Genomic DNA, 23,288 nt, shown 5'->3' with positions numbered 1-23,288 from the left:
GACCTTTTTCGGGCCTTCAGACGGCACGAATCACATGTTTGATTTCCTGGAAAGCCTGCAAGCCCCACGGCCCCAATTCACGGCCGATGCTGCTCTGTTTGTAGCCACCCCAAGCGGTCTGCGGGAAGATCACTTGCGGCGCATTGATCCACACAAGCCCCGCCTGCAAAGCGTTGGCGACCCGGTCGGCCGCTTCGGCGTCACGCGTGACCACGCTGGCCACCAGGCCGAACTGACTGTCGTTGGCCAGGGCAATCGCCTCGGCTTCAGAGGCAAAACTGCGCACGCAGATCACCGGGCCGAAAATCTCTTCACACCACAACGCACTGTCCAGGGGCACGTCGGTGAAAATCGTCGGCTGCAAAAAATAGCCGCGCGGCAGGTCCGCCGGACGATTACCGCCGCAAACCAGCTTGGCACCGGCACTCAACCCGCGATCGATGTGGCCCAGCACGCGCTGGAATTGCGCCTGATTGACCAGCGCGCCCATTTCCACGTTCGGGTCGAACGGGTCAGCCACACGAATGGCTTCGGCGCGGGCCTTCAAACGCAGGAGGAATTCATCGGCCAGTTCATTGGCGACCAGCACGCGGCTGGTGGCAGAACACATCTGCCCGGCGTTAAAGAAACCACCGCCGCAGGCCACTTCCACCGCCAGCTCGATGTCGGCATCCGCCAGCACCAGCAGCGAGGATTTGCCGCCCAACTCCAGGCTCACCCCTTTGACGGTTTCAGCGGCGCGCTGCATGACCTGCACGCCCACTGCGTTGCTGCCGGTGAAGGAAATCTTGGCGATACGCGGGTCAGCCGACATCGGCGCGCCGACCGCCAGGCCGGTGCCGCAGACCAGGTTGAACACACCCTTGGGCAGACCGGCGTCGGCGATGATCGCCGCCAGCTCCAGCTCCGGCAATGGCGTGACTTCCGAAGGTTTGAGCACTACGCAGCAACCGGCGGCCAGGGCCGGGGCCAGTTTCCAGGCCGTGGTGACCATCGGGAAGTTCCACGGCACGATCAGGCCGACCACGCCGCACGGCTCACGGCGCACGCGGGCGCTGAAGTCATCGGTTGGCAGCTCGACGTTGCTGTCCTGTTTCGCGTCCAGGCCTTCGGCCAGACCGGCGTAGTACTCGAACGTGGCGATGACGTCATCGACATCGATGGCCGCTTCGAACAACGGTTTGCCGTTGTTGCTCGACTGCACGTGCATCAACTGCTCGCGACGGGCCTGCACGCCGGCGGCGATGTTGCGCAGGATCGCACCGCGCTCGGCGCCGGTGGTTTGCGACCAGCCCTTGAAGGCTTCGGTCGCTGCATTCGCGGCTTGATCGACGGCGTGTGCATCGCCGCCGTTAACGGTGGTCAACAAGGCTTCGGTCGCCGGGTTGATCACGCGCAAGTGTTCGTTGCCCGCCGACCATTGGCCGTCGATATACAGGCCGTCCAGTGTGGTTGGGAAACTCATTTGGATACCGCCTTCATCCACTGGGTCTGATCGATTTCAATCAGGGTCGGGCCTTGACGATCGGCAGCGGCACGCAGGGCGATGCGCAATTGCTCGACACCGTTGACGGCCTCGGCTTCGCAGCCCAGAGCCTTGGCGACGCCGATGAAGTCCGGGGTGTAGATGTCCACGCCGACCGGCTCGATAGCGCGGTTGACCATGTACTTTTTGATCTCTTCGTAGCCCTGGTTATTCCACAGCAGGACGATAACGGGGGTGCGCGCTTCAACGGCGCTGGCCAGTTCCGGCAGGGTGAATTGCAGGCCGCCGTCGCCGATCAGGCATACCACGGGTGGGCGTGCCCCCTCTTCGACGCTGCCGCCGAGCCAGGCGCCGATTGCCGCCGGCAACGCGTAGCCGAGGGTGCCGTAACCGGTCGACGAGTTGAACCAGCGACGCGGGCGTTCCGGGTTGAACGTCAGGTTGCCGGTGTACACCGGTTGAGTCGAATCGCCGACGAACACGGCGTCCGGCAATTCGTGCAGAACGGTTTCAAGGAAACAGGTCTGGGCCAGCGTCGGAGCGTCCCAAGTGGCGGCCAGCTCTTCGCGCAAACGTGCGGCGCGGACCTGACCCCAATCGCTGCCGCGCTTGGCCAGCGAGTGAAGGGACAACTCGTTCAGCAACGCTTGAGCGGCGTTGCGCGAGTCAGCCACCAGCGCGACCTTCGGCGGGTAGTTGCGCACGGTCTGGTCTGGATCGATGTCCACACGCAGCAGCACGCCGGGAATCTCGAAACCACCGGCGAAGGTGATGTCGTAGTCGGTCTCGGCCAGTTCGGTACCGATGGCCAACACCACGTCAGCCTCGGCCACCAGGGCGCGGGTAGCGACCAGGCTCTGCGTCGAGCCGATCAGCAATGGGTGGGCGGATCCCAGCATGCCTTTGGCATTGATGGTCAGGGCCACCGGCGCGTCCAGCAACTCGGCCAGCTCAGTCAGTTGCGCCGCCGCATCAATGGCGCCGCCACCGGCAAGAATCAGCGGGCGCTTGGCACCGGCCAGCAACTCGGACATGCGGCTGATCGCGCTCGGCGATGCACCGGCGCGGTCGATGGTGACCGGCAGGCTGGCGAGCAGGTCATCGGCTTCTTCCACCAGCACATCCAGCGGAATTTCGATGTGCACCGGACGTGGACGGCCTGCCTGGAACAGCGCGAAAGCACGGGCCAAAACGCCTGGCAATTCAGACGCCGACATCAAGGTGTGGGAGAACGCCGCCACGCCGCCGACCAATGCGCTCTGGTTCGGCAGCTCGTGGAGCTTGCCGCGACCACCGCCCAACTGGCTGCGGGTCTGTACGCTGGAGATCACCAGCATCGGGATCGAATCGGCATACGCCTGACCCATCGCGGTGGTGATGTTGGTCATGCCAGGGCCGGTGATGATGAAGCAGACACCCGGCTTGCCGCTGGTGCGAGCATAACCGTCGGCCATGAAACCGGCGCCTTGTTCGTGACGCGGAGTGACGTGGTTGATGCTCGAACGGGCCAGCCCGCGGTACAGCTCCACGGTGTGAACCCCAGGGATGCCGAACACCTGCTCAACCCCGTAATCTTCGAGTAACTTGACCAATACTTCGCCACATGTCGCCATTTCATTGCCCTTCTTGTTCGTTTGAGACGCCGGCCTGCACAGTGTTTATGATGGATTGGCAGGTCCAGGGATGGCCTCATTGGAACGGGCGACAGGTAGCCGCAACAATGGATAAAAAGTCATACTAGCCATGTCCTTACGTCATACCTTGGATCCCAATGAAACGATTGCCTCCCCTGCCGACACTGCACACCTTTCTGATTACCGCGCAGTGCTGCAACTTCACCCGAGCAGCCGAGCAACTGCATATCACCCAGGGCGCGGTGAGTCGGCAGATTGCCGGGCTGGAAGATCATCTGGGTTATGAGTTGTTTGTTCGTCAGGCCCGAGGCCTTGACCTGACCGCCGAAGGACGGGAATGGCTGCCACGGATTCAGCAGATTTTCGAGCTGATCGACGATGCTGTAGATCAGATCGGCGCAAAGCGCGAAACCCTGCAACTCAAGGCTCCGACCTGTGTCATGCGCTGGCTGTTGCCGCGCCTGTTGCAGTGGCAAAGGGAGCGCCCGGACGTGCCGGTGGAGTTGACCACCACGGTCAAGCACGGCGTGGATTTTCATCGTGAACAATTCGATGCGGCGGTGATGTACAGTGCGCCACCGGACCGTTCATTGGAGTCTCAACATCTGTTCGATGAACAACTGACCCCAGTCTGTTCCCAACCTCTGCTCGAAGGACCGGCGCCGCTGTTGACGCCAAAGGACCTGGAGCAGCACATGCTGCTGCACCCGACCCGGGATGAACGGGACTGGAAGACATGGCTGGCTTCAGCGGGTGTTCGTTTGTGCAATGTCAGCAAAGGTCAGCATTTCGAAACACTGGACCTGGCGATGTCGATGGCCTCACAAGGGACAGGCGTGGCGATTGGGGATTGGTCGCTGATTGGCGATGACCTGAGCGCCGGGCGGCTGGTGATGCCGTTTGAATTGAAGGTAAAAACAGGAAAGGGGTATTACCTGGTTTTGCCGCAGAAGTCAGCACCTTCGCCGAAGTTGAATGAGTTGTTGGGGTGGTTGGTGCAGCAGGCTCAATCGCGCTGAACCGAAAAACCTGTAGCAGCTGGCGAAGCCTGCTGCTACAGGTTTGTGGTGTTGCCGGGATCAGTACCCGACTGTGAACCGTTGCCGTGAATGCCTCGGTGCTTCCACTTCGTCGATCATTGCTATCGCATAATCAGCGAACGTCATCCAGCTCCGCCCTGCACTGCTCACCAGCAAATCGTCTTTGCCGATCCGGAACTTGCCGGTGCGTTCGCCTTCGACAAACTCCGCCGACGGCGACAGGAAGGACCAGTCCAGATCCTTTTCCTGACGCAGGCTTTCAAGAAATACAGCGCCAGCACCCGCCTCAGCCTTGTACGCCTCAGGGAAATCCTTGCTGTCAATAACGCGGGTTCCGTCCGGCAGCAGCAACGAGCCGGCGCCGCCCACCACCAGCAGACGTTTGACCCCCGCCGCTTTCACGGGCCCGATCACGGCGCTGGCCGCAAGCGTCGAAAAATGCGCCGCGCTGATCACCACATCATTGCCCGCGATTGCCGCTTGCAACGCGCCAGCGTCGAGGGCGTCGATATTCTTGCAGACCACACCCGCACGTTCGCCGATTTTCGACGTGTCGCGGGCAATGGCAGTGACGCTGTGACCACGACGCAGGGCCTCTTCCAATAGTTGGCTACCAGCGCGACCGGTGGCACCGATGATTGCGATTTTGCTCATGACATTCTCCAGTTGGCTTAGGTAAATCAGCAAATTTGGGTGGTGGCAGGGCGAGTTACCACTTCATCTCGCCCTTGGCGACTTTGGCGCTCAGGGCCAGCGAGCTCTCTTCGCCCAGTGTCGGGTAACGTTTCTGCATCGCAGCGATCAGCGCGGCAGAGTCCTTGGCCTTGGCAGTTTCTTCGTCGAAGGCCTTGATGTAATCGGCGGTGAACTGCACAGCGGCCAGCGAGCGGGCACTGTCACTGAGGTAATGACCCGGCACGATGGTTTTCGGTTTCAAGGTCTCGATTGAGTGCAGCGTAGCCAACCAGTCGGTGTGGGACTGCGCCGTTTGGGTGTCGGCCATCCAGACGTGGATGTTTTCAGCGACGACTACGCCACCGACCACGGCCTTGATCGACGGAATCCATACGAACGTGCGATCCGGCTGCTTGCCTTCAAGTCCCACCACCTGCAATTTCTGCCCTTCGAGGATCAGGCTGTCGCCTTTAAGGACATCCGGGACGATGGTTTTGGCCGGCACGTCAGCCCCCATTTTCGGCCCCCAGAACGCCAGTTTGCCGTCGACGGTTTGTTTGATGTGATCAACCGTCGGCTGCGAGGCCAGCACCTTGGCTTGCGGGAATGCGCGGGTCAGGGTGTCCAGGCCGAAGTAGTAATCCGGGTCGCCGTGGCTGATGTAAATGGTGGTCAGTTGCTTGCCACTGCCACGGATCTTCTCCACCAGTTGCTCGGCCTGGGATTTGCCGAATTGCGCGTCGACCAGGATCGCGTCCTTCTCGCCGCTGACCAATACCGAAGTCACGGGAAAGATCGCTTTCTCGCCCGGGTTGTACACGTCCAGCGTCAGCGTCGATGCCGCCGCTGCGTGGGCCGCGAAGCCGAGGGTGACGGTGGCCAGCAACAGGCGCTTGAGAGAGGTGAAGCCGATCATGTATTGCTCCGTAGGTTGGTGAGTGCCCTTTGTAGGAGCGAGCTTGCTCGCGATGGTCGCAAGAGCACCGCATTTACCCGGCTAAGCACGCGTAATCGTTAACGACCATCGCGAGCAAGCTCGCTCCTACAAGGGAACAGAGCTTAGTTGCCTGACTCAGTACAAAAAATGCGAAGCTGCAACATAGTTTGTTTCTAAAAGTGGGCAAATCATGGATCGTCTACAAGCAATGCGCGTGTTCGTCACGGTCGTTGACCTCGGCAGCCAGTCGGCCGCCGCCGATCATCTGGACCTGTCACGCCCGGTGGTGTCCCGGTATCTGGCGGAGCTGGAGGACTGGATCGGCGCACGCCTGATGCACCGCACCACCCGCAAATTGAGCCTGACCGCCGCCGGCAACGAAATCCTGCCCCGTTGCCGACAGATGCTCGACTTATCCACAGACATGCAAGCCGCCGTCAGTGAACCGGATGATGCCCCACGTGGCTTGCTGCGCGTCAGCGTCAGCACTTCGTTCGGCCAGGCGCAACTGGCGGACGCCATCGCGGCTTACGTCAAGCGCTACCCTGGCGTCAGCATCGACATGCAGATGCTCGACCGCACGGTGAACCTGGTGGATGAGCGTATCGACCTGGCGATTCGCACCAGCAACGACCTCGACCCGAACCTGATCGCCCGGCGACTGACGGTCTGCCGCTCGGTGATCTGCGCCTCCCCCGCTTACCTGCACGAACACCCGGCACCGCAACGGGTCGAGGATTTGAGCCTGCACAATTGCCTGACCCACTCCTACTTCGGCAAAAGCCTCTGGCATTTCGAGCAAGACGGCGAACCGGTCTCGGTGCCGGTGCAGGGCAACATCAGCGCCAACGAGGCCAGCACCCTGCTGCGCGCGGCAATGGCCGGTGCCGGCGTGGCCATGCTCCCCAGTTATCAGGCCGGCGTGCATATCCACAGCGGCGAACTGATCCGCCTGCTGCCCCTGGCCGAACCGCGACAGATGAACGTGTACGCCGTGTACGCCTCACGCAAACACATGCCGGCGGCACTGCGCAGCCTGCTGGATTTTCTGGTGTTGAGGTTCCCGGAAGAACCCGCGTGGGATGTCGGTCTGTAATCGAAACCCTTGTGGGAGCGAGCCTGCTCGCGAATGCGGTGGGTCAGCCAACTTCATTGTTGAATGATCGACTGCATTCGCGAGCAGGCTCGCTCCCACAAATGCGAAAACCAGCCTCACTGGCAACTAACAGGCGCTGACCTATGCTGAAAGTAATACCCAAGGGTATTCGTTCAGAGGTTAGCGCCATGAACATCAAAACCAGAAGATACCTCGCGATTTTTGTCACCTGCGCGGTCACGCTCGGGCTGTATGGCGCTGCTGCCTGGCGCGTCGAACAGCTACGCAACTTGCCCCGTGACTACGCGAGCTGCAACTTTGAACGCTGCATCCCCCACAACGCGACCCTCAACGCCCTCCGATAACGCAGGGGATCAGGGTCAGGCCTCGTGGTCCTGATCGGCCTTCAAACGGTCGCGAAAAGCCTTGGGCGAGATCCCTACCCGGCGTCGGAAAAGACGCGTGAAGTTGGTCGGATCAGAGAACCCCAACACGTCGGACATTTCGTAAATGGTCATGCTGGTGTAGGTCAGTAAACGCTTGGCCTCCAGCAATTGACGTTCGTGCATGATCTGCAACGCCGGTTGTCCCGCCAATTCACGGCACGTGCCGTTGAGGTGAGACACGGAAATCCCCAATCGATGGGCCAGGTCCTCGACCTTGACGTGCTGGCGATAAGTCTCTTCCACCAATTGAATAAAACCGTTGAGGTATTCCCGGGCACGCTGCGGACGCTGAGTGGCCGAGCGGCGCTGAAGCACCTGGCGACTGACCCACACCATGATCACGCTGACCAGCGAATGCATGAGCATTTCCCGTGCGGGTTGATGGCCGGTGTATTCGCTTTGCAGCGCCGAAAACAGACTATTCAGGTAGTCGCTGTCCTTGCCTGCCGGATAACTTTCGGCCTGGGCCAGGGCATTCACCGAGTGCCCCAGTTGCGCTTGAAGATGTGCAATCAGCGGCGCCGCCAGGGTAACGACAAACCCTTCGACATCTTCGGAAAAACGATAGCCATGCACCGATAACGGCGGCAAAACCAGGATCGCCGGTTCGCTCAGTTGCGTGCGTTCGCCTTCGATTTCAAGCTCTGCCTGACCTTTGAAAACGAAGAGCAGTTGACATAAATCGGCGTGGCGATGGGGTTTGATTTCCCATTGATGTTCACGGCTGCGTTTGGAAATGGTTTCACAGTGCAGCAAGTCCGGGGTCGGCCAGTCCAGGCTTTCACCATAGAGCTTGAACACCGGAATCGAAGGCAGGGCAGGCTTGTTCATCACTTCAATCCAGGCCTCGGGGATGTGACGGGCGATAATCGCACCGATTGGCAGAATGTCCAGGTATCGGCTCAGTTTTCACCTTCAATTGACAGACTCGCAAGTGAAAAATGCAAGCACTCGATCCATAAAAATCATTCACCGGCCTTGGTCGCGTGGAACTTGCGAGTCATAAAAACAATGAAAGCCCTGAAAACCCAAGTTGCCATTATCGGTGCTGGCCCCTCCGGCTTGTTGCTCGGCCAATTGCTGCACAACGCCGGTATCGACACCCTCATCCTCGAACGCCAAACACCGGATTATGTGCTCGGTCGAATCCGTGCCGGTGTTCTCGAACAAGGCATGGTAGAGCTGCTGCGTCAGGCTGGTGTGGGACAGCGCATGGACGCCGAAGGGCTGGTCCATGGCGGGTTCGAACTGGCCCTCGACGGGCGTCTGGTGCACATCGATCTGCATGCCCTGACCGGTGGCAAAACGGTGATGATCTACGGCCAGACCGAAGTCACTCGCGACCTGATGGCCGCTCGTCAGATCGCTGGTGCAACGACGATCTACGAGGCGCACAACGTCGTGCCTCACGGTATGAAAACCGCTGAAGCGTTCGTTACCTTCGAAAAGGACGGTGAGACGTTTCGGCTCGATTGTGACTATATCGCCGGTTGCGACGGCTTCCATGGTGTGGCTCGGCAGTCGATTCCCGCCGAGAGCCTGAAGGTCTTCGAGCGGGTCTACCCGTTTGGCTGGCTCGGGATTCTCGCCGACACCCCGCCGGTGCATGACGAGTTGGTCTACGCCAGCCACAAACGCGGCTTTGCCCTGTGCAGCATGCGTTCGGCAACGCGCACGCGCTATTACCTGCAGGTGCCGGCCGATGAGCAGGTGCAGAACTGGTCCGATCAGCGCTTCTGGGATGAACTCAAATCCCGTCTGCCTGGCGCGTTGGCCGAGTCGTTGGTGACCGGGCCGTCCATCGAAAAAAGCATCGCGCCGCTGCGCAGTTTTGTGGTCGAGCCCATGCAATACGGGCGAATGTTCCTGGTCGGTGACGCCGCACACATCGTCCCGCCGACCGGTGCCAAGGGCCTTAACCTGGCAGCCAGCGACGTCAGTACGCTGTTCAATATCCTGCTGAAGGTTTACCGCGAAGGCCGAGTCGATTTGCTCGAGAAATACTCTGAGGTATGCCTGCGCCGGGTGTGGAAAGCCGAGCGCTTTTCGTGGTGGATGACCTCGATGCTGCATCGCTTCGACGATCACGACGGCTTCAGTCAGCGGATTGCCGAGTCGGAGCTGGCGTATTTTGTCGACTCCGAGGCGGGTCGAAAGACCATTGCAGAGAATTATGTCGGGCTTCCATATGAGGCTATCGAATAGCCTGCTACCGACTTACACTGGCGAGCATCCCCGCTCGCCTTGCTCCTTGCGGGACAATCACTGCCCGCAGGTTTTAACCCGTGACCAATCTCCACCAGCCTCAAACGCCCAAACCGGCCATTCGCAGTGTATTAATCGCGCTGATGCTGGCGATCTTTCTCGCCGCGCTGGACCAGACCATCGTCGCCGTGTCGATGCCGGCCATTTCCGCGCAATTCAAGGACGTCAATCTGCTGGCCTGGGTGATTTCCGGCTACATGGTGGCGATGACGGTGGCCGTGCCGATCTACGGCAAACTCGGCGATCTGTACGGCCGGCGCAAGTTGATGCTGTTTGGCATGGGCGTGTTCACGCTCGCGTCGTTGTTCTGTGGCATGGCCCAGAGCATGGAGCAACTGGTGCTGGCGCGGATTATCCAGGGCATTGGCGCCGGCGGGATGGTTTCGGTGAGTCAGGCGATCATCGGCGACATCGTGCCGCCTCGGGAACGCGGCCGCTATCAAGGTTACTTCAGCAGCATGTACGCCGTCGCCAGTGTGGCCGGCCCGGTGCTGGGCGGTTACATGACCGAATACCTGTCCTGGCGCTGGGTGTTCCTGATCAATCTGCCGCTGGGCCTGGGGGCCTGGCTGGTAGCTAATCGCACGTTGGTGGGACTGCCGATACCGCAACGCAAACCGGTCATCGATTACCTCGGCACCCTGCTGATGATCATCGGTTTGACGGCCTTGTTGCTCGGCATCACCCAGTTCGGTCAGGGCCATTCGTGGCGCAGTGCCGAAGTATTGGGCTTGCTGGTCTGCGCCCTGGTCGGGCTGGCGTCGTTCGTCTGGTACGAACGCCGGGCACAGGAGCCGTTGCTGCCGATGCACCTGTTCGCCAATCGCAATGCGGTCCTGTGCTGGTGCACGATTTTCTTCACCAGTTTCCAGGCAATCTCGTTAATAGTACTGATGCCGCTACGCTTCCAGAGCGTCACTGGCGCCGGGGCGGACAGCGCCGCCCTGCACCTGCTGCCGCTGGCCATGGGGCTGCCCATTGGCGCGTACTTCGCCGGTCGTCGAACCTCGGTGACCGGGCGCTACAAACCGATGATCCTGACCGGCGCCCTGCTCATGCCGCTCTCGATTCTCGGCATGGCGTTCAGCCCGCCCCAAGCGGTGCTGCTCAGCAGCGTGTTCATGCTGCTGAGCGGGATTGCCTCGGGCATGCAGTTCCCGACTTCATTGGTCGGCACGCAGAATTCGGTGGCACAGCGAGACATCGGTGTCGCCACCAGCACCACCAACCTGTTTCGCTCGCTGGGCGGCGCAGTGGGCGTGGCGTTGATGTCGGCGCTGCTGTTGGCGTTGTTGCAGGACTCGAGCTTCGCCCACCTGGCCGGTTCGTCGATGATGGCCGAGGGCGGTTCGGGGAGTGTCTTGCTGGACGGCTTGAACGCCGCGCCAGGGGATGCGCAGAACGCCTTGCGCGCCGAGTTGCTGCTGACCTTCCGGCATTTGCTGATGGTCAGCGCAGCGGTTTCGTTGTTGGGATTGGCAGCGGCGATTGCCATGCCGGACATGTTGTTGCGTGGGCGTGAGGACAAGGCTCGATAGGAAGACCGCGTTGCGGCCTTCGCGAGCAGGCTCGCTCTCACAGTGATTGGTGTCGTACACAAAATGTGTGGCCGCTGGAGATCCAATGTGGGAGCGAGCTTGCTCGCGATGGAGTGTCAGTCGAAATCGATGTCGCTGACACACCATCGCGAGCAAGCTCGCTCCTACAGGAGGGGGCGGTCCAGTTATTGTGGCCGGGCGCGGAGTTGTTGCTGCAGGTTCTGGATCTGCGCTTGAAGGGTGTTGATGGTGCGGGTGACCTGAGCGCGGAAAGAGTCGAACTCGGCAATGTTCGTCGCGCCTTGAGGGCGATTGTCCTGCTGGCTTTTCAACACAATCATTTCTTGTTCCAGACGCTCGATGGCTGCGCTCGAGTTCCCTTGCTTCCTCAGTGCGGCGATGTCGGCGTTGAGACTTTTAAGTTCCGCATCGACTTTGCCGGTATCCGCCGGGGCGCTTTTCAACGCGGCCAGGTCACTGCTCAAGGCTTTGACCTGCGCCTGCAATTGCGTGTTGGCGGTCTGGAACTCTGTGTTCTGAGCGGTTGCCTGCGCCAGGCGCTTATCCAGATCAGTGGTTTGCGCCGTCATTTGCGCCAGACGCTTGTCCAGCTCCGAGGTCTGGCCGGCAACGCCTTGCTGCTGCTGACTCTGATCCAGGAGTTTGCTTTCCAGTTGTTTGATTTGCAGTTTCAGCGCTTCGCTGTCGCTGGTGACGTTGCTCTGGCTGGCCACCACCTTGCCGGAAATGTCCTGCAAGCGCCCCGCCGCATCCTCACTGATGCGCGCGAAACTTTCCTGGGTCGCCACTAACTGCTGCTCCATCAGCGAGAGCTGCTGAAAGCTCCACCAGGCAAGGCCGGCGAACGCAATGAACAAGGCGCCGACCAGTGCCCACAACGGCCCGGTGCTCGGCCCTTTGACCTTGACTACCGGTGCGGGCCGCGAGTGTACGGAGGTGCGAGCACTGGGGACAAAATCATCGTCGTCGTCGAGGCTGTCGGCGCGCAGGCTGGGTACATTGTCAAAATCGTCGTTGGCATCGTTACGCATGGACATTGAGTCAACCTTTGTGGAACGCGGTGATGGCTTGATGCGGCGCAGTATAACCCCCACTGCCGCATCGATTGACCCTCAACCCCGAACTCGGTTCAGTGTCAGGAGGCGGGTTGGCGCAAACTCAGTGAATGTCCTGGGCCTTCCACCAGCCACAGAATTCATCCAGGGCCGTCCAGAGACTGACCTTCGGATCGTAATCCAGATAATGCCGGGCGCGGCTGATGTCCAGGGTGAAATTTTTGTTCATGACTTGCATGCCCAGTCGCGACATCGTCGGCTCGGGACGACCGGGCCACAGCTTGCACACGCCCTCATTGAGCGCCGCGACGGTGTAGGCCAAACCGTAGGAACGATAGCGGGTTACTTGTGGGACTTCCATTTTGCGCATGACGTAATTGACCACATCCCATAACGGAATCGGCGTTCCGTTGCTGATGTTGTACGCCTTGCCCAATGCCGAGCCGCTGGCCAGCAAACTGCTGAGCAACGCTTCATTGAGGTTTTGCACGCTGGTGAAGTCGACCTTGTTCAGGCCATTGCCGACAATCGCCAGGCGCCCCTTGCGCTGCATCTTCAGCAGCCGCGGAAAGATGCTCATGTCACCGGCGCCGGTCACGAAGCGCGGGCGCAGGGCCAGGGTTTCGAGCCCGAACTCCTGGGCACCGAAGACTTTTTGCTCGGCCAGGTACTTGGTGGCGGCGTAGGGATGCTTGAAGCGCTTGGGGACTTGTTCTTCAGTCAACCCAAGATGATCGCGACCATCGAAATAGATCGAGGGCGACGACAAGTGCACCAGGCGTCGCACCCGCTGTTTCAGGCAGGCCTCGACCACGTTTTCGGTGACTTGCACGTTGCCTAGATGGAAGTCCTGATAACGCCCCCACACGCCCACCGCGCCGGCGCAATGCACCACGGCTTCGACGTCTGAGCACAGCTCACGCGCCAGTTCCGGATCGCTCAAGTCGCCCTGAATGAACTCGGCGCCACGGCGCACCAGGTGTTCGACGCTTTCGGCCCGGCGACCATTGACCCGCACATCCAGGCCCTGCTCCAGGGCAAAACGCGCAAAGCGCCCGCCGATGAAGCCGCTTGCGCCGGTAACCAGAATTTTCATGTAGAGCTCCATAGGGGCAGCAGCGAGCGTCAAGCTTCAAGCTTCAAGCTGCAAGTTAAAAACGATCCGCAAGCGCTTCACTTGCAGCTTGCAGCTTGACGCTTACAGCTGCTCCCAAGGCACCAGCCATTGCTTCGACGAGCGCACCAATTGGTCGGTCAGCAATCCCAATAACTGACCGCCATTGCGCCAATGATGCCAGTACAACGGCACATCGATGGGCTTATCTGGCAAAAGCTCCACCAACAGGCCCCGTTCCAGTTGGTCGCGCACCTGTAATTCAGGCACCAGCCCCCAGCCAAGCCCCGCTTCTGTGAGACGAATAAAACCTTCGGACGACGGGCATAAATGGTGTTCGAAACCGCCATCCACGCCGAGGGACGCAAGGTAGCGATGCTGCAGGAAGTCGTCGGGACCGAAGACCAGCGCCGGGGTTTTCGACAACTGATCGGCGCGCACACCTTGCGGAAAATGCCGGGCTATAAAGGCGGGACTGGCCAGCGCTCGATAGCGCATCGCACCCAGCAACACGCTGCGCGCGCCGGCCACCGGACGTTCGCTGGCACAGACGCAAGCCGCCACTTCGCCGGCGCGCATGCGTTTGAGGCCGACGGTCTGATCCTCCACCACCAGATCGAGCAACAGGTGTTGCTCCGCGCAAAAGCCCCCCACCGCCTCCGCCCACCAGGTGGCGAGGCTGTCGGCGTTCAGGGCGATACGCAGACGTTCCGGCAGCCCTTCTTCGTCGAGCGCCGGCACCAGCGTTTGCAAATCGCGCTCGAGCAAACGCACCTGCTGCACATGGTTGAGCAGCCGACGGCCAATGTCCGTCGGGGCGGGCGGTGTGACCCGCACCAGCACCGGTTGACCGACCCGCGCCTCAAGCAATTTGATGCGCTGGGAGATTGCCGATTGTGACAAGCCGAGCACCTGCGCGGCACGTTCGAAACCGGCCTGCTCGACGACGGCAGCCAAGGCAGACAGCAATTTATAGTCGAACATCAGTTTTCCTAATGAGCGATCAGCAAGATTGGTTTTTCTTATACAGGTTAGCAGCGGAGAATGCCCGACAAGAACTTTTGAACAAGGAATACCGACATGGCTGGCGAAACGTCATTGGCCACTCTTTTGCGCAGCATGAGCCCGCAACTCAACGCTGGCGATTACGTATTCTGCACCCTGCGCGAGGGCACGCTGCCGGCGGACCTTGAAATCCTCGGCAGCTTTCGCGAACAGGAAGGTCTGACGGTGATTCTCGAACGCTCCCACGCCGAAAAGGCCGGTTTCAGTTTCGATTACATCGCCGCGTGGATCACCTTGAACGTGCATTCGGCCCTCGAAGCCGTCGGCCTGACCGCCGCCTTCGCGACAGCACTGGGCAACGCCGGCATCAGCTGCAATGTGATCGCCGGTTACTACCACGACCACCTGTTCGTCGGTCAATCCCACGCCCAACGCGCGATGCAAGTGTTGCGCGATCTGGCAGCCAACGCGGAGTAAACAGCTTATGTGGCAAAGTTATGTAAATGGCCTGTTAGTGGCCGCCGGGCTGATCATGGCGATCGGTACTCAAAACGCATTTGTGCTCGCTCAAAGCCTTCGGCGCGAACATCACCTGCCGGTGGCAGCGCTCTGTGTGACGTGCGATGCGTTATTGGTCGCCGCCGGCGTATTTGGCCTGGCGACGGTGCTGGCGCAAAACCCGACCTTGTTGGCCGTTGCCCGTTGGGGGGGCGCCGTCTTTCTGATTTGGTATGGCAGTCAGGCGCTGCGTCGGGCCTGTTCGAAGCAAAGTTTGCAGCAGGGTGAGAACCAGACTGTACGCTCACTGCGAGCGGTGATGCTCAGCGCCCTGGCCGTGACACTGCTCAACCCGCACGTCTATCTGGACACGGTGCTGCTGATCGGCTCCCTCGGCGCCCAACAGACTGAGCCCGGCGCCTATGTCGTCGGCGCGGCCAGCGCATCGTTGCTGTGGTTTTTCACCCTGGCGCTGGGCGCTGCCTGGTTGGCGCCATGGCTGGCGCGGCCGAGTACCTGGCGAATCCTCGATTTGCTGGTGGCAGTAATGATGTTCACCGTGGCCTTTCAATTAATCACCACGCCCTGATTATTCCAAAAGGCTCTGGAACCTCTATTCCACACAGTTGTTGCGTGGTTATGCCGCCACCCCGGTGCTATGATCCGGTTCGATGCGCCGCAAAGAGTACAAACTCCCCGGCGCTTGTCTGGCCGCCCGTGATCGGCCTTGCGCTCACCGCAACTGACCTGATTAGGAGAATCATCATGGCTTTCGAATTGCCGCCGCTGCCTTACGCACACGATGCCCTGCAGCCGCACATTTCCAGGGAAACTCTGGAATACCACCACGACAAGCACCACAACACCTACGTCGTGAACCTGAACAACCTGGTGCCAGGCACCGAGTTCGAAGGCAAGACCCTGGAACAAATCGTCAAGACTTCCTCGGGTGGCATCTTCAACAACGCCGCTCAAGTCTGGAACCACACGTTCTACTGGAACTGCCTGGCGCCAAACGCCGGCGGTCAACCAACCGGCGCGCTTGGCGACGCCATCAACGCAACGTTCGGTTCGTTCGACAAGTTCAAGGAAGAGTTCAGCAAGACGTCCATCGGCACCTTCGGTTCCGGTTGGGGCTGGCTGGTGAAAAAGGCTGACGGTTCCCTGGCCCTGGCCAGCACCATCGGCGCCGGCAACCCGCTGACCAACGGCGACACCCCGCTGCTGACCTGCGACGTATGGGAACACGCTTACTACATCGACTACCGTAACCTTCGTCCAAAGTATGTCGAAGCGTTCTGGAACCTGGTCAACTGGAAATTCGTGGCTGAGCAGTTCGAAGGCAAAACCTTCACCGCTTAAGATCGACGCCACACAAAAAACCCGGCTTTTGCCGTGATGTCGAATTGTAGGAGCGAGCTTGCTCGCGATGGTCGTTAACGATAACGCGTGTTTACTGGCTAAACGCAGCGTTCTTGAGTCCATCGCGAGCAAGCTCGCTCCCACATAGAGCATCACAGCTTTAGCCGGGTTTTTTATCGCGTCGAGAAAGTGCCTGTGCATTTCAGCAGCCAATAAAAAACCCGCTGACGAATCAGCGGGTTTTTCATGACAGCAGCAGGATCAGAAATCCTCCAACCGCCACACCTCGTAAGCCGGTGTCTCGTAGGGATGACTCGCTTTCAGAACCATCACCACCGAACGAATCAACTCATCCGCCACCACCAGCTCAACTTTCCATTCCTCAACCTGCTCGACCTGCCCCGCTTCGCCAATGAACGGCTGACTGCCGTCCAATGGCCGAAACTGGCCTTGGCCAAGCACCTGCCATGCGCAGTGATCATAAGCCCCGATTCGCCCACCACCGGCAGCGAACACGGCACTTTTGACCACCTCTACATGACTGTCCGGAACAAAAAAGGAAAGCTTATACATGGTCCTCAGTTCACCCCCTCTTAATTAACCCAGAGGCGAGCATTACGGAACATACGCATCCAAGGTGCGTCTTCGTTCCAGTCTTCCGAACGCCACGAGTTCTGTACCGCGCGGAACACACGCTCCGGGTGCGGCATCATGATGGTCACGCGACCGTCACGACTGGTCAGCCCGGTGATCCCGCGTGGCGAGCCGTTCGGGTTGGCCGGGTATTGCTCGGTGACCTTGCCATGGTTGTCGACGAAACGCATTGCCACGCAACCCGACAGGTCGGCTTCCAGCAACGCTTCTTCGCTGGCGAACTCGGCATGACCTTCGCCGTGAGCGATGGCGATCGGCATGCGCGAACCGGCCATGCCCTGCAGGAAGATCGAGTTCGACTCCTGGACCTGAACCATCGCCACGCGCGCTTCGAACTGTTCGGAACGGTTACGCACAAAGTGTGGCCAGAGTTCGCTGCCCGGGATCAGCTCGTGCAGGTTGGACATCATCTGGCAACCGTTGCACACACCGAGGGTGAAGCTGTCGTTACGTTCAAAGAAGCCCTGGAACGCATCGCGAGCGCGGCTGTTGAACAGCGCGGACTTGGCCCAGCCTTCACCGGCACCCAAGACGTCGCCGTAGGAGAAACCGCCGCATGCCACCAGGCCTTTGAACTCGTTCAGGTCGACACGGCCGGCCAGAATGTCGCTCATGTGCACGTCGATCGCGTTGAAACCGGCACGGTCGAACGCGGCTGCCATTTCCACCTGACCGTTGACGCCCTGCTCACGCAGCACGGCAACTTGTGGGCGGATGCCTTTCTTGATGTAAGGCGCGGCGACGTCCTGGTTGACGTCGAAGCTCAGCTTGACGCTCAAGCCCGGGTTGTCTTCTTCCAGCAGCACGTCGAACTCTTGCTCGGCGCAGTCGGCGTTATCACGCAGACGCTGGATCTGGTAGCTGGTCTCGGCCCACTGGCGTTGCAGCAGACGGCGCTGACCTTCGAACACGGTTTCGCCGTTGAAGGTGATGTTGATCTGGCCATTGTTCATCGGTTGACCGATCACCGACACACAGTCGCCCAGACCGGCGGCGCTGAACTGCGCGAGGATGTCGGGTGTGGAGTCCTGACGAACCTGAATCACCGCACCCAGTTCTTCGTTGAACAGGATTGCAGCGATGTCGGCGGATGTTTCCGCCAGACCGTCGAGGTTCAGGCTCAGACCGCAGTGGCCGGCGAACGCCATTTCCACCACGCTGGTCAGCAGACCGCCGTCGGAACGGTCGTGGTAAGCCAGCAGGTGACCATCGGCGTTGAGGCCCTGGATCACCGCGAAGAAGGCTTTCAGGTCTTCGGCATCATCGACGTCCGGCGCTTGCGAACCCAGCTTGCCGTGAACCTGAGCGAGAATCGAGGCGCCCATGCGGTTCTGGCCACGGCCCAGATCGATCAGGATCAGGTCAGTGGTGCCTTTGTTCATGCGCAGTTCTGGCGTCAGGGTCTGACGGATGTCAGCCACGGGTGCAAAACCGGTCACGATCAGGGACATCGGCGACGTCACGGTCTTGTCGACGCCTTCGTCATTCCAGCGCGTGGCCATGGACATCGAGTCCTTGCCCACTGGAATGGTGATGCCCAGGTCAGGACACAGCTCCATGCCGACCGCTTTCACGGTGTCGTACAAACGCGCGTCTTCACCCGGGTGGCCGGCAGCGGACATCCAGTTGGCCGACAGTTTGATGTCGGAGATCTTGTTGATACGCGAAGCGGCGATGTTGGTCAGGGTTTCGCCGATGGCCATGCGGCCCGACGCCGGAGCGTCCAGCAGTGCCAGCGGAGTCCGCTCGCCCATGGCCATGGCTTCACCGGTGTAAACGTCGAAGCTGGTGGCGGTAACGGCAACGTCAGCCACCGGAACCTGCCACGGGCCGACCATTTGGTCACGGGCCACGAGGCCGGTGATGGTGCGGTCGCCGATGGTGATCAGGAAGCTTTTGCTGGCCACGGCCGGGTGATGCAGGACGCGCTCGACGCAGTCGGCAATGTCCAGCGTGCTCGGATCGAAGTCATCGCCCAGTTCGTTTTCACGAACGGCCGAACGGTGCATGCGTGGCGCTTTGCCCAGCAGCACTTCGAGTGGCATGTCCACCGGGCTGTTGCCGAAGTGGCTGTCGGTGACGGTCAGCTGCGGCTCGGCAGTGGCTTCACCGACGACAGCAAACGGGCAACGCTCACGTTCGCAGATCGCCTGGAAGCGGTCGAAGTCGGCCGGACCCACTGCCAGAACGTAACGTTCCTGGGATTCGTTACTCCAGATTTCGTGCGGGGCCATGCCCGGCTCGTCGTTTGGAATGTTGCGCAGCTCGAAGCGACCGCCACGGTTGCCGTCGTTGACCAGCTCAGGGAAGGCGTTGGACAGACCGCCCGCGCCCACGTCGTGGATGAAGCTGATCGGGTTGTGTTCACCCAACTGCCAGCAACGGTCGATGACTTCCTGGCAGCGACGCTCCATCTCAGGGTTTTCGCGCTGTACCGATGCGAAGTCCAGGTCCGCCGAGCTGGTGCCGGTGGCCATGGAGGAAGCCGCGCCGCCACCCAGACCGATCAGCATTGCCGGGCCGCCGAGTACGATCAGCTTGGAGCCAACGGTGATCTCGCCTTTCTGTACGTGTTCGGCACGGATGTTACCCATGCCGCCGGCCAGCATGATCGGCTTGTGGTAACCGCGAACTTCGTCGCCACGCGGGGTGGTGATCGACTGTTCGAAGGTACGGAAATAACCGGTCAGGGCCGGACGACCAAATTCATTGTTGAACGCGGCGCCACCCAGTGGGCCTTCGATCATGATGTCCAGCGCGGTGACGATGCGCTCCGGCTTGCCGTACGGCACTTCCCACGGCTGTTCGAAGCCCGGGATTTGCAGGTTGGACACGGTGAAACCGGTCAGGCCAGCCTTCGGCTTGGCGCCACGGCCGGTAGCGCCTTCGTCGCGAATTTCGCCACCGGAACCGGTGGATGCACCCGGGAACGGGGCAATCGCGGTCGGGTGGTTGTGCGTTTCGACTTTCATCAGGATGTGCACCGGTTCCTGCACCGCGCCGTACTGGCGGGTTTCAGGGTCCGGGAAGAAACGACCGGCAACGTTGCCGACGATCACCGAGGCGTTGTCCTTGTAAGCCGACAGAACGCCCTCGCTGTGCATCACGTAGGTGTTCTTGATCATGCCGAACAGGCTTTTTTCCTGGCTCTGGCCATCAATATCCCAACTGGCGTTGAAGATCTTGTGACGGCAGTGCTCGGAGTTCGCCTGGGCGAACATCATCAGTTCGATGTCATGCGGGTTGCGTTTCAAGCCGACGAAGGCATTGACCAGATAGTCGATTTCGTCTTCGGCCAGGGCCAGGCCCAGTTCGGTATTGGCTTTTTCCAGTGCGGCGCGGCCGCCACCCAGCACGTCGATCGCGGTCAGCGGCTTGGGTTCGGCGTGGCTGAACAGGCCGGCAGCCTGTTCAAGGTTGCCGAGGACGATCTGGGTCATGCGGTCGTGCAAGGCGTCCGCGATCAACTGCGCTTGAGCGTCGCTGAACTGGCCGGCAACGTAGAACGCGATACCGCGCTCCAGGCGCAGGATTTTCGCCAGGCCGCAATTGCGAGCGATGTCGCTGGCCTTGCTCGACCATGGCGAGATGGTGCCAAAACGTGGCAACACCAGGAACAGACGACCGGTCGGCTCTTGAACTGGAACACTTGGGCCGTACTTCAGAAGGCGCGCAAGCACCTGCTGTTCGTCGCCGGTCAGGACGCCGGTAACTTCGGCGAAGTGAGCGAATTCAGCATACAAGCCGCTGACAGCCGGGACCTTCTGGCTCAGTTGCTCAAGGAGTTTGCTGTGGCGAAAGGCAGAAAGGGCAGGAGCGCCGCGCAGGATCAACATCTTCGGGACAGCCTCGGGAAGGGGTGTGCTTTGAGGCCGTGCATTCTAGCCTAAACCGCCCGCGACAGCACCCGAAACGGTAAGCGCGACTATCCCCGAACGTCGGGCCGGGGTTTTGGGCGCCAATCAACGGTTCTCCGGGGGTTATTTTTACGCTCATGAATTGCCGTTCGAGCCCATTCCTGTGGGCTCCAAGCGTGTTTTGCGCTCTCTAGCAGACAACCCCTTCGCTGTCGAGATATGGCGCTCGTGGTCCTTTGCGTATACTGCGCAGATGTTTTCCCCAACGGCTTTGCGTCCACGGTTCGCCAAATGGCTGATCGCAACCGGACTCTTCCTGATGCTCAGTGGCTGTGTTGATAAACCCAACACGCTGGAGCGCGTAAAGGAGGATGGCGTGCTGCGGGTGGTTACCCGTAACAGCCCCGCCACCTACTTTCAGGATCGTAACGGTGAAACCGGCTTCGAATACGAGCTGGTGAAGCGCTTCGCCGAAGATCTGGGGGTCGAACTCAAAATCGAAACCGCCGACAACCTCGACGACCTGTTCAGCCAGGTAGGCAAACCCAACGGCCCGGTACTGGCGGCCGCCGGCCTGGTCAGCAGCGAAGAACGCAAAAAACAGGTACGGTTTTCCCACTCCTACCTGGAAGTCACCCCGCAGATCATCTACCGCAACGGCCAGTCACGGCCCACCGACGCGGGTGATCTGGTTGGCAAAAAGATCATGGTTCTCAAGGGCAGCACCCACGCCGAGCAACTGGCGCAGCTGAAAAAGAAATACCCTGGCATTGAATACGAAGAGTCCGACGCGGTGGAAGTCGTCGACCTGCTGCGCATGGTCGATGAAGGCCAGATCGATCTGACGCTGGTCGACTCCAACGAAGTCGCGATGAACCAGGTCTACTTCACCAACATACGGGTTGCCTTTGACCTCGGTGACGCCAGCAATCAGAGCTGGGCCGTGGCAGCCGGTGATGACAACAGCCTGCTCAACGAGATCAACGCCTACCTCGACAAGGTGAAGAGCAACGGCACCCTGCAACGCTTGAAGGACCGCTATTACGGCCACGTCGATGTGCTCGGTTACATGGGTGCAACCACCTTCGCCCAGCACTTGCAGCAACGGCTGCCCAAGTACGAACAGCACTTCAAGGCCTACGCCAAGATAGAACAGGTCGACTGGCGACTGCTGGCGGCGATCGGTTATCAGGAATCACTGTGGCAGCCGGCCGTCACGTCGAAGACCGGCGTGCGCGGCTTGATGATGCTGACCCAGAACACCGCGCAGGCCATGGGCGTATCCAATCGACTCGACCCGAAGCAAAGCATTATGGGTGGCGCCAAGTACCTGGTTTATATGAAGGATCAGCTCGATGAGTCGATCCAGGAGCCGGATCGCACCTGGTTTGCACTGGCGGCCTACAACGTCGGCAGCGGTCACCTGGATGACGCGCGCAAACTGGCGGCGAAGGAAGGGCTGAACCCGGACAAGTGGCTGGACGTGAAGAAAATCCTGCCACGCTTGTCCGAGAAAAAGTGGTACAGCAAGACGCGCTATGGCTACGCCCGAGGCGGCGAGCCGGTGCATTTTGTGGCGAACATCCGTCGCTACTACGACATCCTGACGTGGGTGACGCAGCCACAGCTTGAAGGCAATCAGGTGGCTGAAGGCAACCTGCATGTGCCCGGGATCGACAAGTCCAAGCCGGCTCAGGAAACCCCGCCGCTTTAAGCCTTCGCCGCCTTCAAAGACGCCTTCGCGGGCAAGCCTCGCTCCTACAGATTTGTATCGAACACACCATTGCGTATCGACACGGACCTGTAGGAGCGAGGCTTGCCCGCGAAGGTAGCGCCGCCGATCTAGCCTTTCAACGCAGCTGCCAGAATCAGCGCTTTCATCTCCGACACCGCCGACTTGAAGCCCACGAACAACGCATGGGCCACCAACGCATGGCCGATGTTCAATTCGTTGATACCCTTGATTGCGGCGACCGCTTCGACGTTGTGGTAATGCAAACCGTGACCGGCGTTGACGATCAAGCCTTGGGCCAAACCAAACGCCACGCCATCGGCCACACGTTTCAACTCTTCTGCCACTTCTGTCGGTGTCTCGGCATCGGCGTAACGACCGGTGTGCAGCTCGATGGCGGGTGCACCAACGCGCTTGGAGGCTGCAATCTGCCGTTCGTCGGCATCGATGAACAGCGACACTTCACAGCCGATTTTCGCCAGCCGGTCCACCGCCGCTTTGATCCGCGCTTCCTGTCCCGCGACATCCAGGCCGCCTTCGGTGGTCAGTTCTTGACGGGTTTCCGGGACCAGACAAATGTGTGCCGGGCGGATACGCTCGGCGAACGCCATCATTTCTTCGGTGACGCCCATTTCGAAGTTCATGCGGGTTTGCAGCACGTCCTTGAGCAGCAACACGTCGCGCTCCTGGATATGCCGACGGTCTTCGCGCAGATGCACGGTGATGCCGTCAGCGCCCGCCTCTTCCGCGTCCAGTGCTGCCTTGACCGGATCCGGATAGCGAGTGCCCCGGGCCTGACGCAGGGTGGCGACGTGGTCGATGTTCACGCCAAGAAGAATGCGATTGCTGGTGCTCACGGAAGCGCTCCTGAAG

At 60.3% G+C, this 23,288-nt stretch carries 20 protein-coding genes; 9 read left to right on the top strand and 11 right to left on the bottom strand.

Features of this window, described 5'->3' with window-relative positions; genetic code table 11:
• Positions 1–16 precede the first annotated feature (16 nt).
• A complete protein-coding gene (locus tag ACM6IR_RS24950; protein WP_414910142.1) occupies positions 17–1,465 on the bottom strand; it encodes an aldehyde dehydrogenase family protein in 1,449 nt (482 codons plus the stop codon).
• Positions 1,462–3,099, bottom strand: coding sequence for a 5-guanidino-2-oxopentanoate decarboxylase (locus ACM6IR_RS24945; protein WP_414910141.1), 1,638 nt, complete (start codon positions 3,097–3,099; stop codon positions 1,462–1,464). Before ACM6IR_RS24945 ends, ACM6IR_RS24950 begins: the two co-directional genes overlap by 4 nt.
• A gap of 158 nt (positions 3,100–3,257) precedes the next feature.
• Here ACM6IR_RS24945 and ACM6IR_RS24940 point away from each other — a divergent pair, with 158 nt between their 5' ends.
• Positions 3,258–4,139, top strand: coding sequence for a LysR substrate-binding domain-containing protein (locus ACM6IR_RS24940; protein ID WP_414910140.1), 882 nt, complete (start codon positions 3,258–3,260; stop codon positions 4,137–4,139).
• A 60-nt stretch (positions 4,140–4,199) separates the two neighbouring features.
• Here ACM6IR_RS24940 and ACM6IR_RS24935 read toward each other — a convergent pair whose 3' ends face one another.
• Both ACM6IR_RS24935 and ACM6IR_RS24930 read right to left on the bottom strand, forming a co-directional pair.
• Entirely contained in the window at positions 4,200–4,814 is a 615-nt protein-coding gene (locus tag ACM6IR_RS24935) for an NAD(P)-dependent oxidoreductase (protein ID WP_414910139.1), read from the bottom strand.
• A 55-nt stretch (positions 4,815–4,869) separates the two neighbouring features.
• On the bottom strand, positions 4,870–5,751 hold the full coding sequence (locus ACM6IR_RS24930; protein ID WP_414910138.1) for an MBL fold metallo-hydrolase: 882 nt from the start codon (positions 5,749–5,751) through the stop codon (positions 4,870–4,872).
• 211 nt (positions 5,752–5,962) lie between these two features.
• Here ACM6IR_RS24930 and ACM6IR_RS24925 point away from each other — a divergent pair, with 211 nt between their 5' ends.
• Together ACM6IR_RS24925 and ACM6IR_RS24920 are read left to right on the top strand one after the other, a co-directional pair.
• Positions 5,963–6,868, top strand: a complete 906-nt coding sequence (locus ACM6IR_RS24925; protein WP_414910137.1) for a LysR family transcriptional regulator — start codon at positions 5,963–5,965, stop codon at positions 6,866–6,868.
• Between the two features lie 188 nt (positions 6,869–7,056).
• Positions 7,057–7,233, top strand: a complete 177-nt coding sequence (locus ACM6IR_RS24920; protein ID WP_191635231.1) for a hypothetical protein — start codon at positions 7,057–7,059, stop codon at positions 7,231–7,233.
• A gap of 15 nt (positions 7,234–7,248) precedes the next feature.
• Here ACM6IR_RS24920 and ACM6IR_RS24915 read toward each other — a convergent pair whose 3' ends face one another.
• Positions 7,249–8,145, bottom strand: a complete 897-nt coding sequence (locus ACM6IR_RS24915) for a helix-turn-helix domain-containing protein (RefSeq protein ID WP_414910136.1) — start codon at positions 8,143–8,145, stop codon at positions 7,249–7,251.
• 189 nt (positions 8,146–8,334) lie between these two features.
• Between ACM6IR_RS24915 and pobA the strand changes: the two genes are divergently transcribed.
• On the top strand, positions 8,335–9,519 hold the full coding sequence (gene pobA / locus ACM6IR_RS24910) for a 4-hydroxybenzoate 3-monooxygenase (protein WP_414910176.1): 1,185 nt from the start codon (positions 8,335–8,337) through the stop codon (positions 9,517–9,519).
• Positions 9,520–9,599: 80 nt separating this feature from the next.
• Positions 9,600–11,117, top strand: coding sequence for an MDR family MFS transporter (locus ACM6IR_RS24905; RefSeq protein ID WP_414910135.1), 1,518 nt, complete (start codon positions 9,600–9,602; stop codon positions 11,115–11,117).
• A gap of 185 nt (positions 11,118–11,302) precedes the next feature.
• Here the strand turns inward: ACM6IR_RS24905 and ACM6IR_RS24900 are convergent, their stop codons facing one another.
• The 3 genes from ACM6IR_RS24900 to ACM6IR_RS24890 form a co-directional block, all read right to left on the bottom strand.
• Positions 11,303–12,175 (bottom strand): ATPase, encoded by an 873-nt coding sequence (locus tag ACM6IR_RS24900; protein ID WP_414910134.1) that lies wholly within the window; start codon positions 12,173–12,175, stop codon positions 11,303–11,305.
• 121 nt (positions 12,176–12,296) lie between these two features.
• Positions 12,297–13,289 carry an NAD-dependent epimerase/dehydratase family protein gene (locus tag ACM6IR_RS24895; RefSeq protein ID WP_414910133.1) on the bottom strand — a complete coding sequence of 331 codons (993 nt, stop codon included), beginning with the start codon at positions 13,287–13,289 and terminating at the stop codon, positions 12,297–12,299.
• A 102-nt stretch (positions 13,290–13,391) separates the two neighbouring features.
• Positions 13,392–14,291, bottom strand: a complete 900-nt coding sequence (locus ACM6IR_RS24890) for a LysR family transcriptional regulator ArgP (protein ID WP_414910132.1) — start codon at positions 14,289–14,291, stop codon at positions 13,392–13,394.
• 96 nt (positions 14,292–14,387) lie between these two features.
• On the opposite strand from ACM6IR_RS24890, the gene ACM6IR_RS24885 reads away from it, so the two are divergent.
• The 3 genes from ACM6IR_RS24885 to ACM6IR_RS24875 all read left to right on the top strand — a co-directional run bounded on the left by ACM6IR_RS24885 (position 14,388) and on the right by ACM6IR_RS24875 (position 16,172).
• Positions 14,388–14,789 (top strand): ACT domain-containing protein, encoded by a 402-nt coding sequence (locus ACM6IR_RS24885; protein WP_414910131.1) that lies wholly within the window; start codon positions 14,388–14,390, stop codon positions 14,787–14,789.
• 7 nt (positions 14,790–14,796) lie between these two features.
• Positions 14,797–15,399 carry a LysE/ArgO family amino acid transporter gene (locus tag ACM6IR_RS24880; RefSeq protein WP_414910130.1) on the top strand — a complete coding sequence of 201 codons (603 nt, stop codon included), beginning with the start codon at positions 14,797–14,799 and terminating at the stop codon, positions 15,397–15,399.
• Between the two features lie 176 nt (positions 15,400–15,575).
• A complete protein-coding gene (locus tag ACM6IR_RS24875) occupies positions 15,576–16,172 on the top strand; it encodes a superoxide dismutase (protein ID WP_414910129.1) in 597 nt (198 codons plus the stop codon).
• Between the two features lie 261 nt (positions 16,173–16,433).
• Here the strand turns inward: ACM6IR_RS24875 and ACM6IR_RS24870 are convergent, their stop codons facing one another.
• Together ACM6IR_RS24870 and purL are read right to left on the bottom strand one after the other, a co-directional pair.
• The gene (locus ACM6IR_RS24870) at positions 16,434–16,745 is read right to left on the bottom strand and encodes an NGG1p interacting factor NIF3 (RefSeq protein WP_414910128.1); all 312 of its coding nucleotides are present in this window, start codon (positions 16,743–16,745) and stop codon (positions 16,434–16,436) included.
• Positions 16,746–16,765: 20 nt separating this feature from the next.
• Complete coding sequence (gene purL / locus ACM6IR_RS24865; RefSeq protein ID WP_414910127.1) at positions 16,766–20,662, bottom strand: phosphoribosylformylglycinamidine synthase; 3,897 nt, start codon at positions 20,660–20,662, stop codon at positions 16,766–16,768.
• 274 nt (positions 20,663–20,936) lie between these two features.
• Between purL and mltF the strand changes: the two genes are divergently transcribed.
• Positions 20,937–22,397, top strand: a complete 1,461-nt coding sequence (gene mltF, locus ACM6IR_RS24860) for a membrane-bound lytic murein transglycosylase MltF (protein ID WP_414910126.1) — start codon at positions 20,937–20,939, stop codon at positions 22,395–22,397.
• A gap of 128 nt (positions 22,398–22,525) precedes the next feature.
• Here mltF and pdxJ read toward each other — a convergent pair whose 3' ends face one another.
• Positions 22,526–23,272: a pyridoxine 5'-phosphate synthase gene (pdxJ, locus tag ACM6IR_RS24855; protein ID WP_414910125.1), complete on the bottom strand. Its 747-nt coding sequence runs from the start codon at positions 23,270–23,272 to the stop codon at positions 22,526–22,528.
• Positions 23,273–23,288 lie beyond the last annotated feature (16 nt).

Source organism: Pseudomonas sp. IT-P253 (assembly GCF_949768125.1).
Lineage (GTDB): Bacteria > Pseudomonadota > Gammaproteobacteria > Pseudomonadales > Pseudomonadaceae > Aquipseudomonas.
This window is presented reverse-complemented; position numbering and strand designations above follow the sequence as displayed.

Coding starts and splice junctions, on each gene's coding strand:
- ACM6IR_RS24935 (WP_414910139.1), bottom strand. CDS start 4,814: ATGAGCAAAATCGCAATCATCGGTGCCACCGGTCGCGCTGGTAGCCAA.
- ACM6IR_RS24920 (WP_191635231.1), top strand. CDS start 7,057: ATGAACATCAAAACCAGAAGATACCTCGCGATTTTTGTCACCTGCGCG.
- ACM6IR_RS24880 (WP_414910130.1), top strand. CDS start 14,797: ATGTGGCAAAGTTATGTAAATGGCCTGTTAGTGGCCGCCGGGCTGATC.
- ACM6IR_RS24925 (WP_414910137.1), top strand. CDS start 5,963: ATGGATCGTCTACAAGCAATGCGCGTGTTCGTCACGGTCGTTGACCTC.
- ACM6IR_RS24900 (WP_414910134.1), bottom strand. CDS start 12,175: ATGTCCATGCGTAACGATGCCAACGACGATTTTGACAATGTACCCAGC.
- mltF (WP_414910126.1), top strand. CDS start 20,937: ATGTTTTCCCCAACGGCTTTGCGTCCACGGTTCGCCAAATGGCTGATC.
- ACM6IR_RS24950 (WP_414910142.1), bottom strand. CDS start 1,465: ATGAGTTTCCCAACCACACTGGACGGCCTGTATATCGACGGCCAATGG.
- ACM6IR_RS24875 (WP_414910129.1), top strand. CDS start 15,576: ATGGCTTTCGAATTGCCGCCGCTGCCTTACGCACACGATGCCCTGCAG.
- ACM6IR_RS24870 (WP_414910128.1), bottom strand. CDS start 16,745: ATGTATAAGCTTTCCTTTTTTGTTCCGGACAGTCATGTAGAGGTGGTC.
- ACM6IR_RS24885 (WP_414910131.1), top strand. CDS start 14,388: ATGGCTGGCGAAACGTCATTGGCCACTCTTTTGCGCAGCATGAGCCCG.
- purL (WP_414910127.1), bottom strand. CDS start 20,662: ATGTTGATCCTGCGCGGCGCTCCTGCCCTTTCTGCCTTTCGCCACAGC.
- ACM6IR_RS24945 (WP_414910141.1), bottom strand. CDS start 3,099: ATGGCGACATGTGGCGAAGTATTGGTCAAGTTACTCGAAGATTACGGG.
- ACM6IR_RS24915 (WP_414910136.1), bottom strand. CDS start 8,145: ATGAACAAGCCTGCCCTGCCTTCGATTCCGGTGTTCAAGCTCTATGGT.
- ACM6IR_RS24890 (WP_414910132.1), bottom strand. CDS start 14,291: ATGTTCGACTATAAATTGCTGTCTGCCTTGGCTGCCGTCGTCGAGCAG.
- ACM6IR_RS24940 (WP_414910140.1), top strand. CDS start 3,258: ATGAAACGATTGCCTCCCCTGCCGACACTGCACACCTTTCTGATTACC.
- ACM6IR_RS24895 (WP_414910133.1), bottom strand. CDS start 13,289: ATGAAAATTCTGGTTACCGGCGCAAGCGGCTTCATCGGCGGGCGCTTT.
- ACM6IR_RS24930 (WP_414910138.1), bottom strand. CDS start 5,751: ATGATCGGCTTCACCTCTCTCAAGCGCCTGTTGCTGGCCACCGTCACC.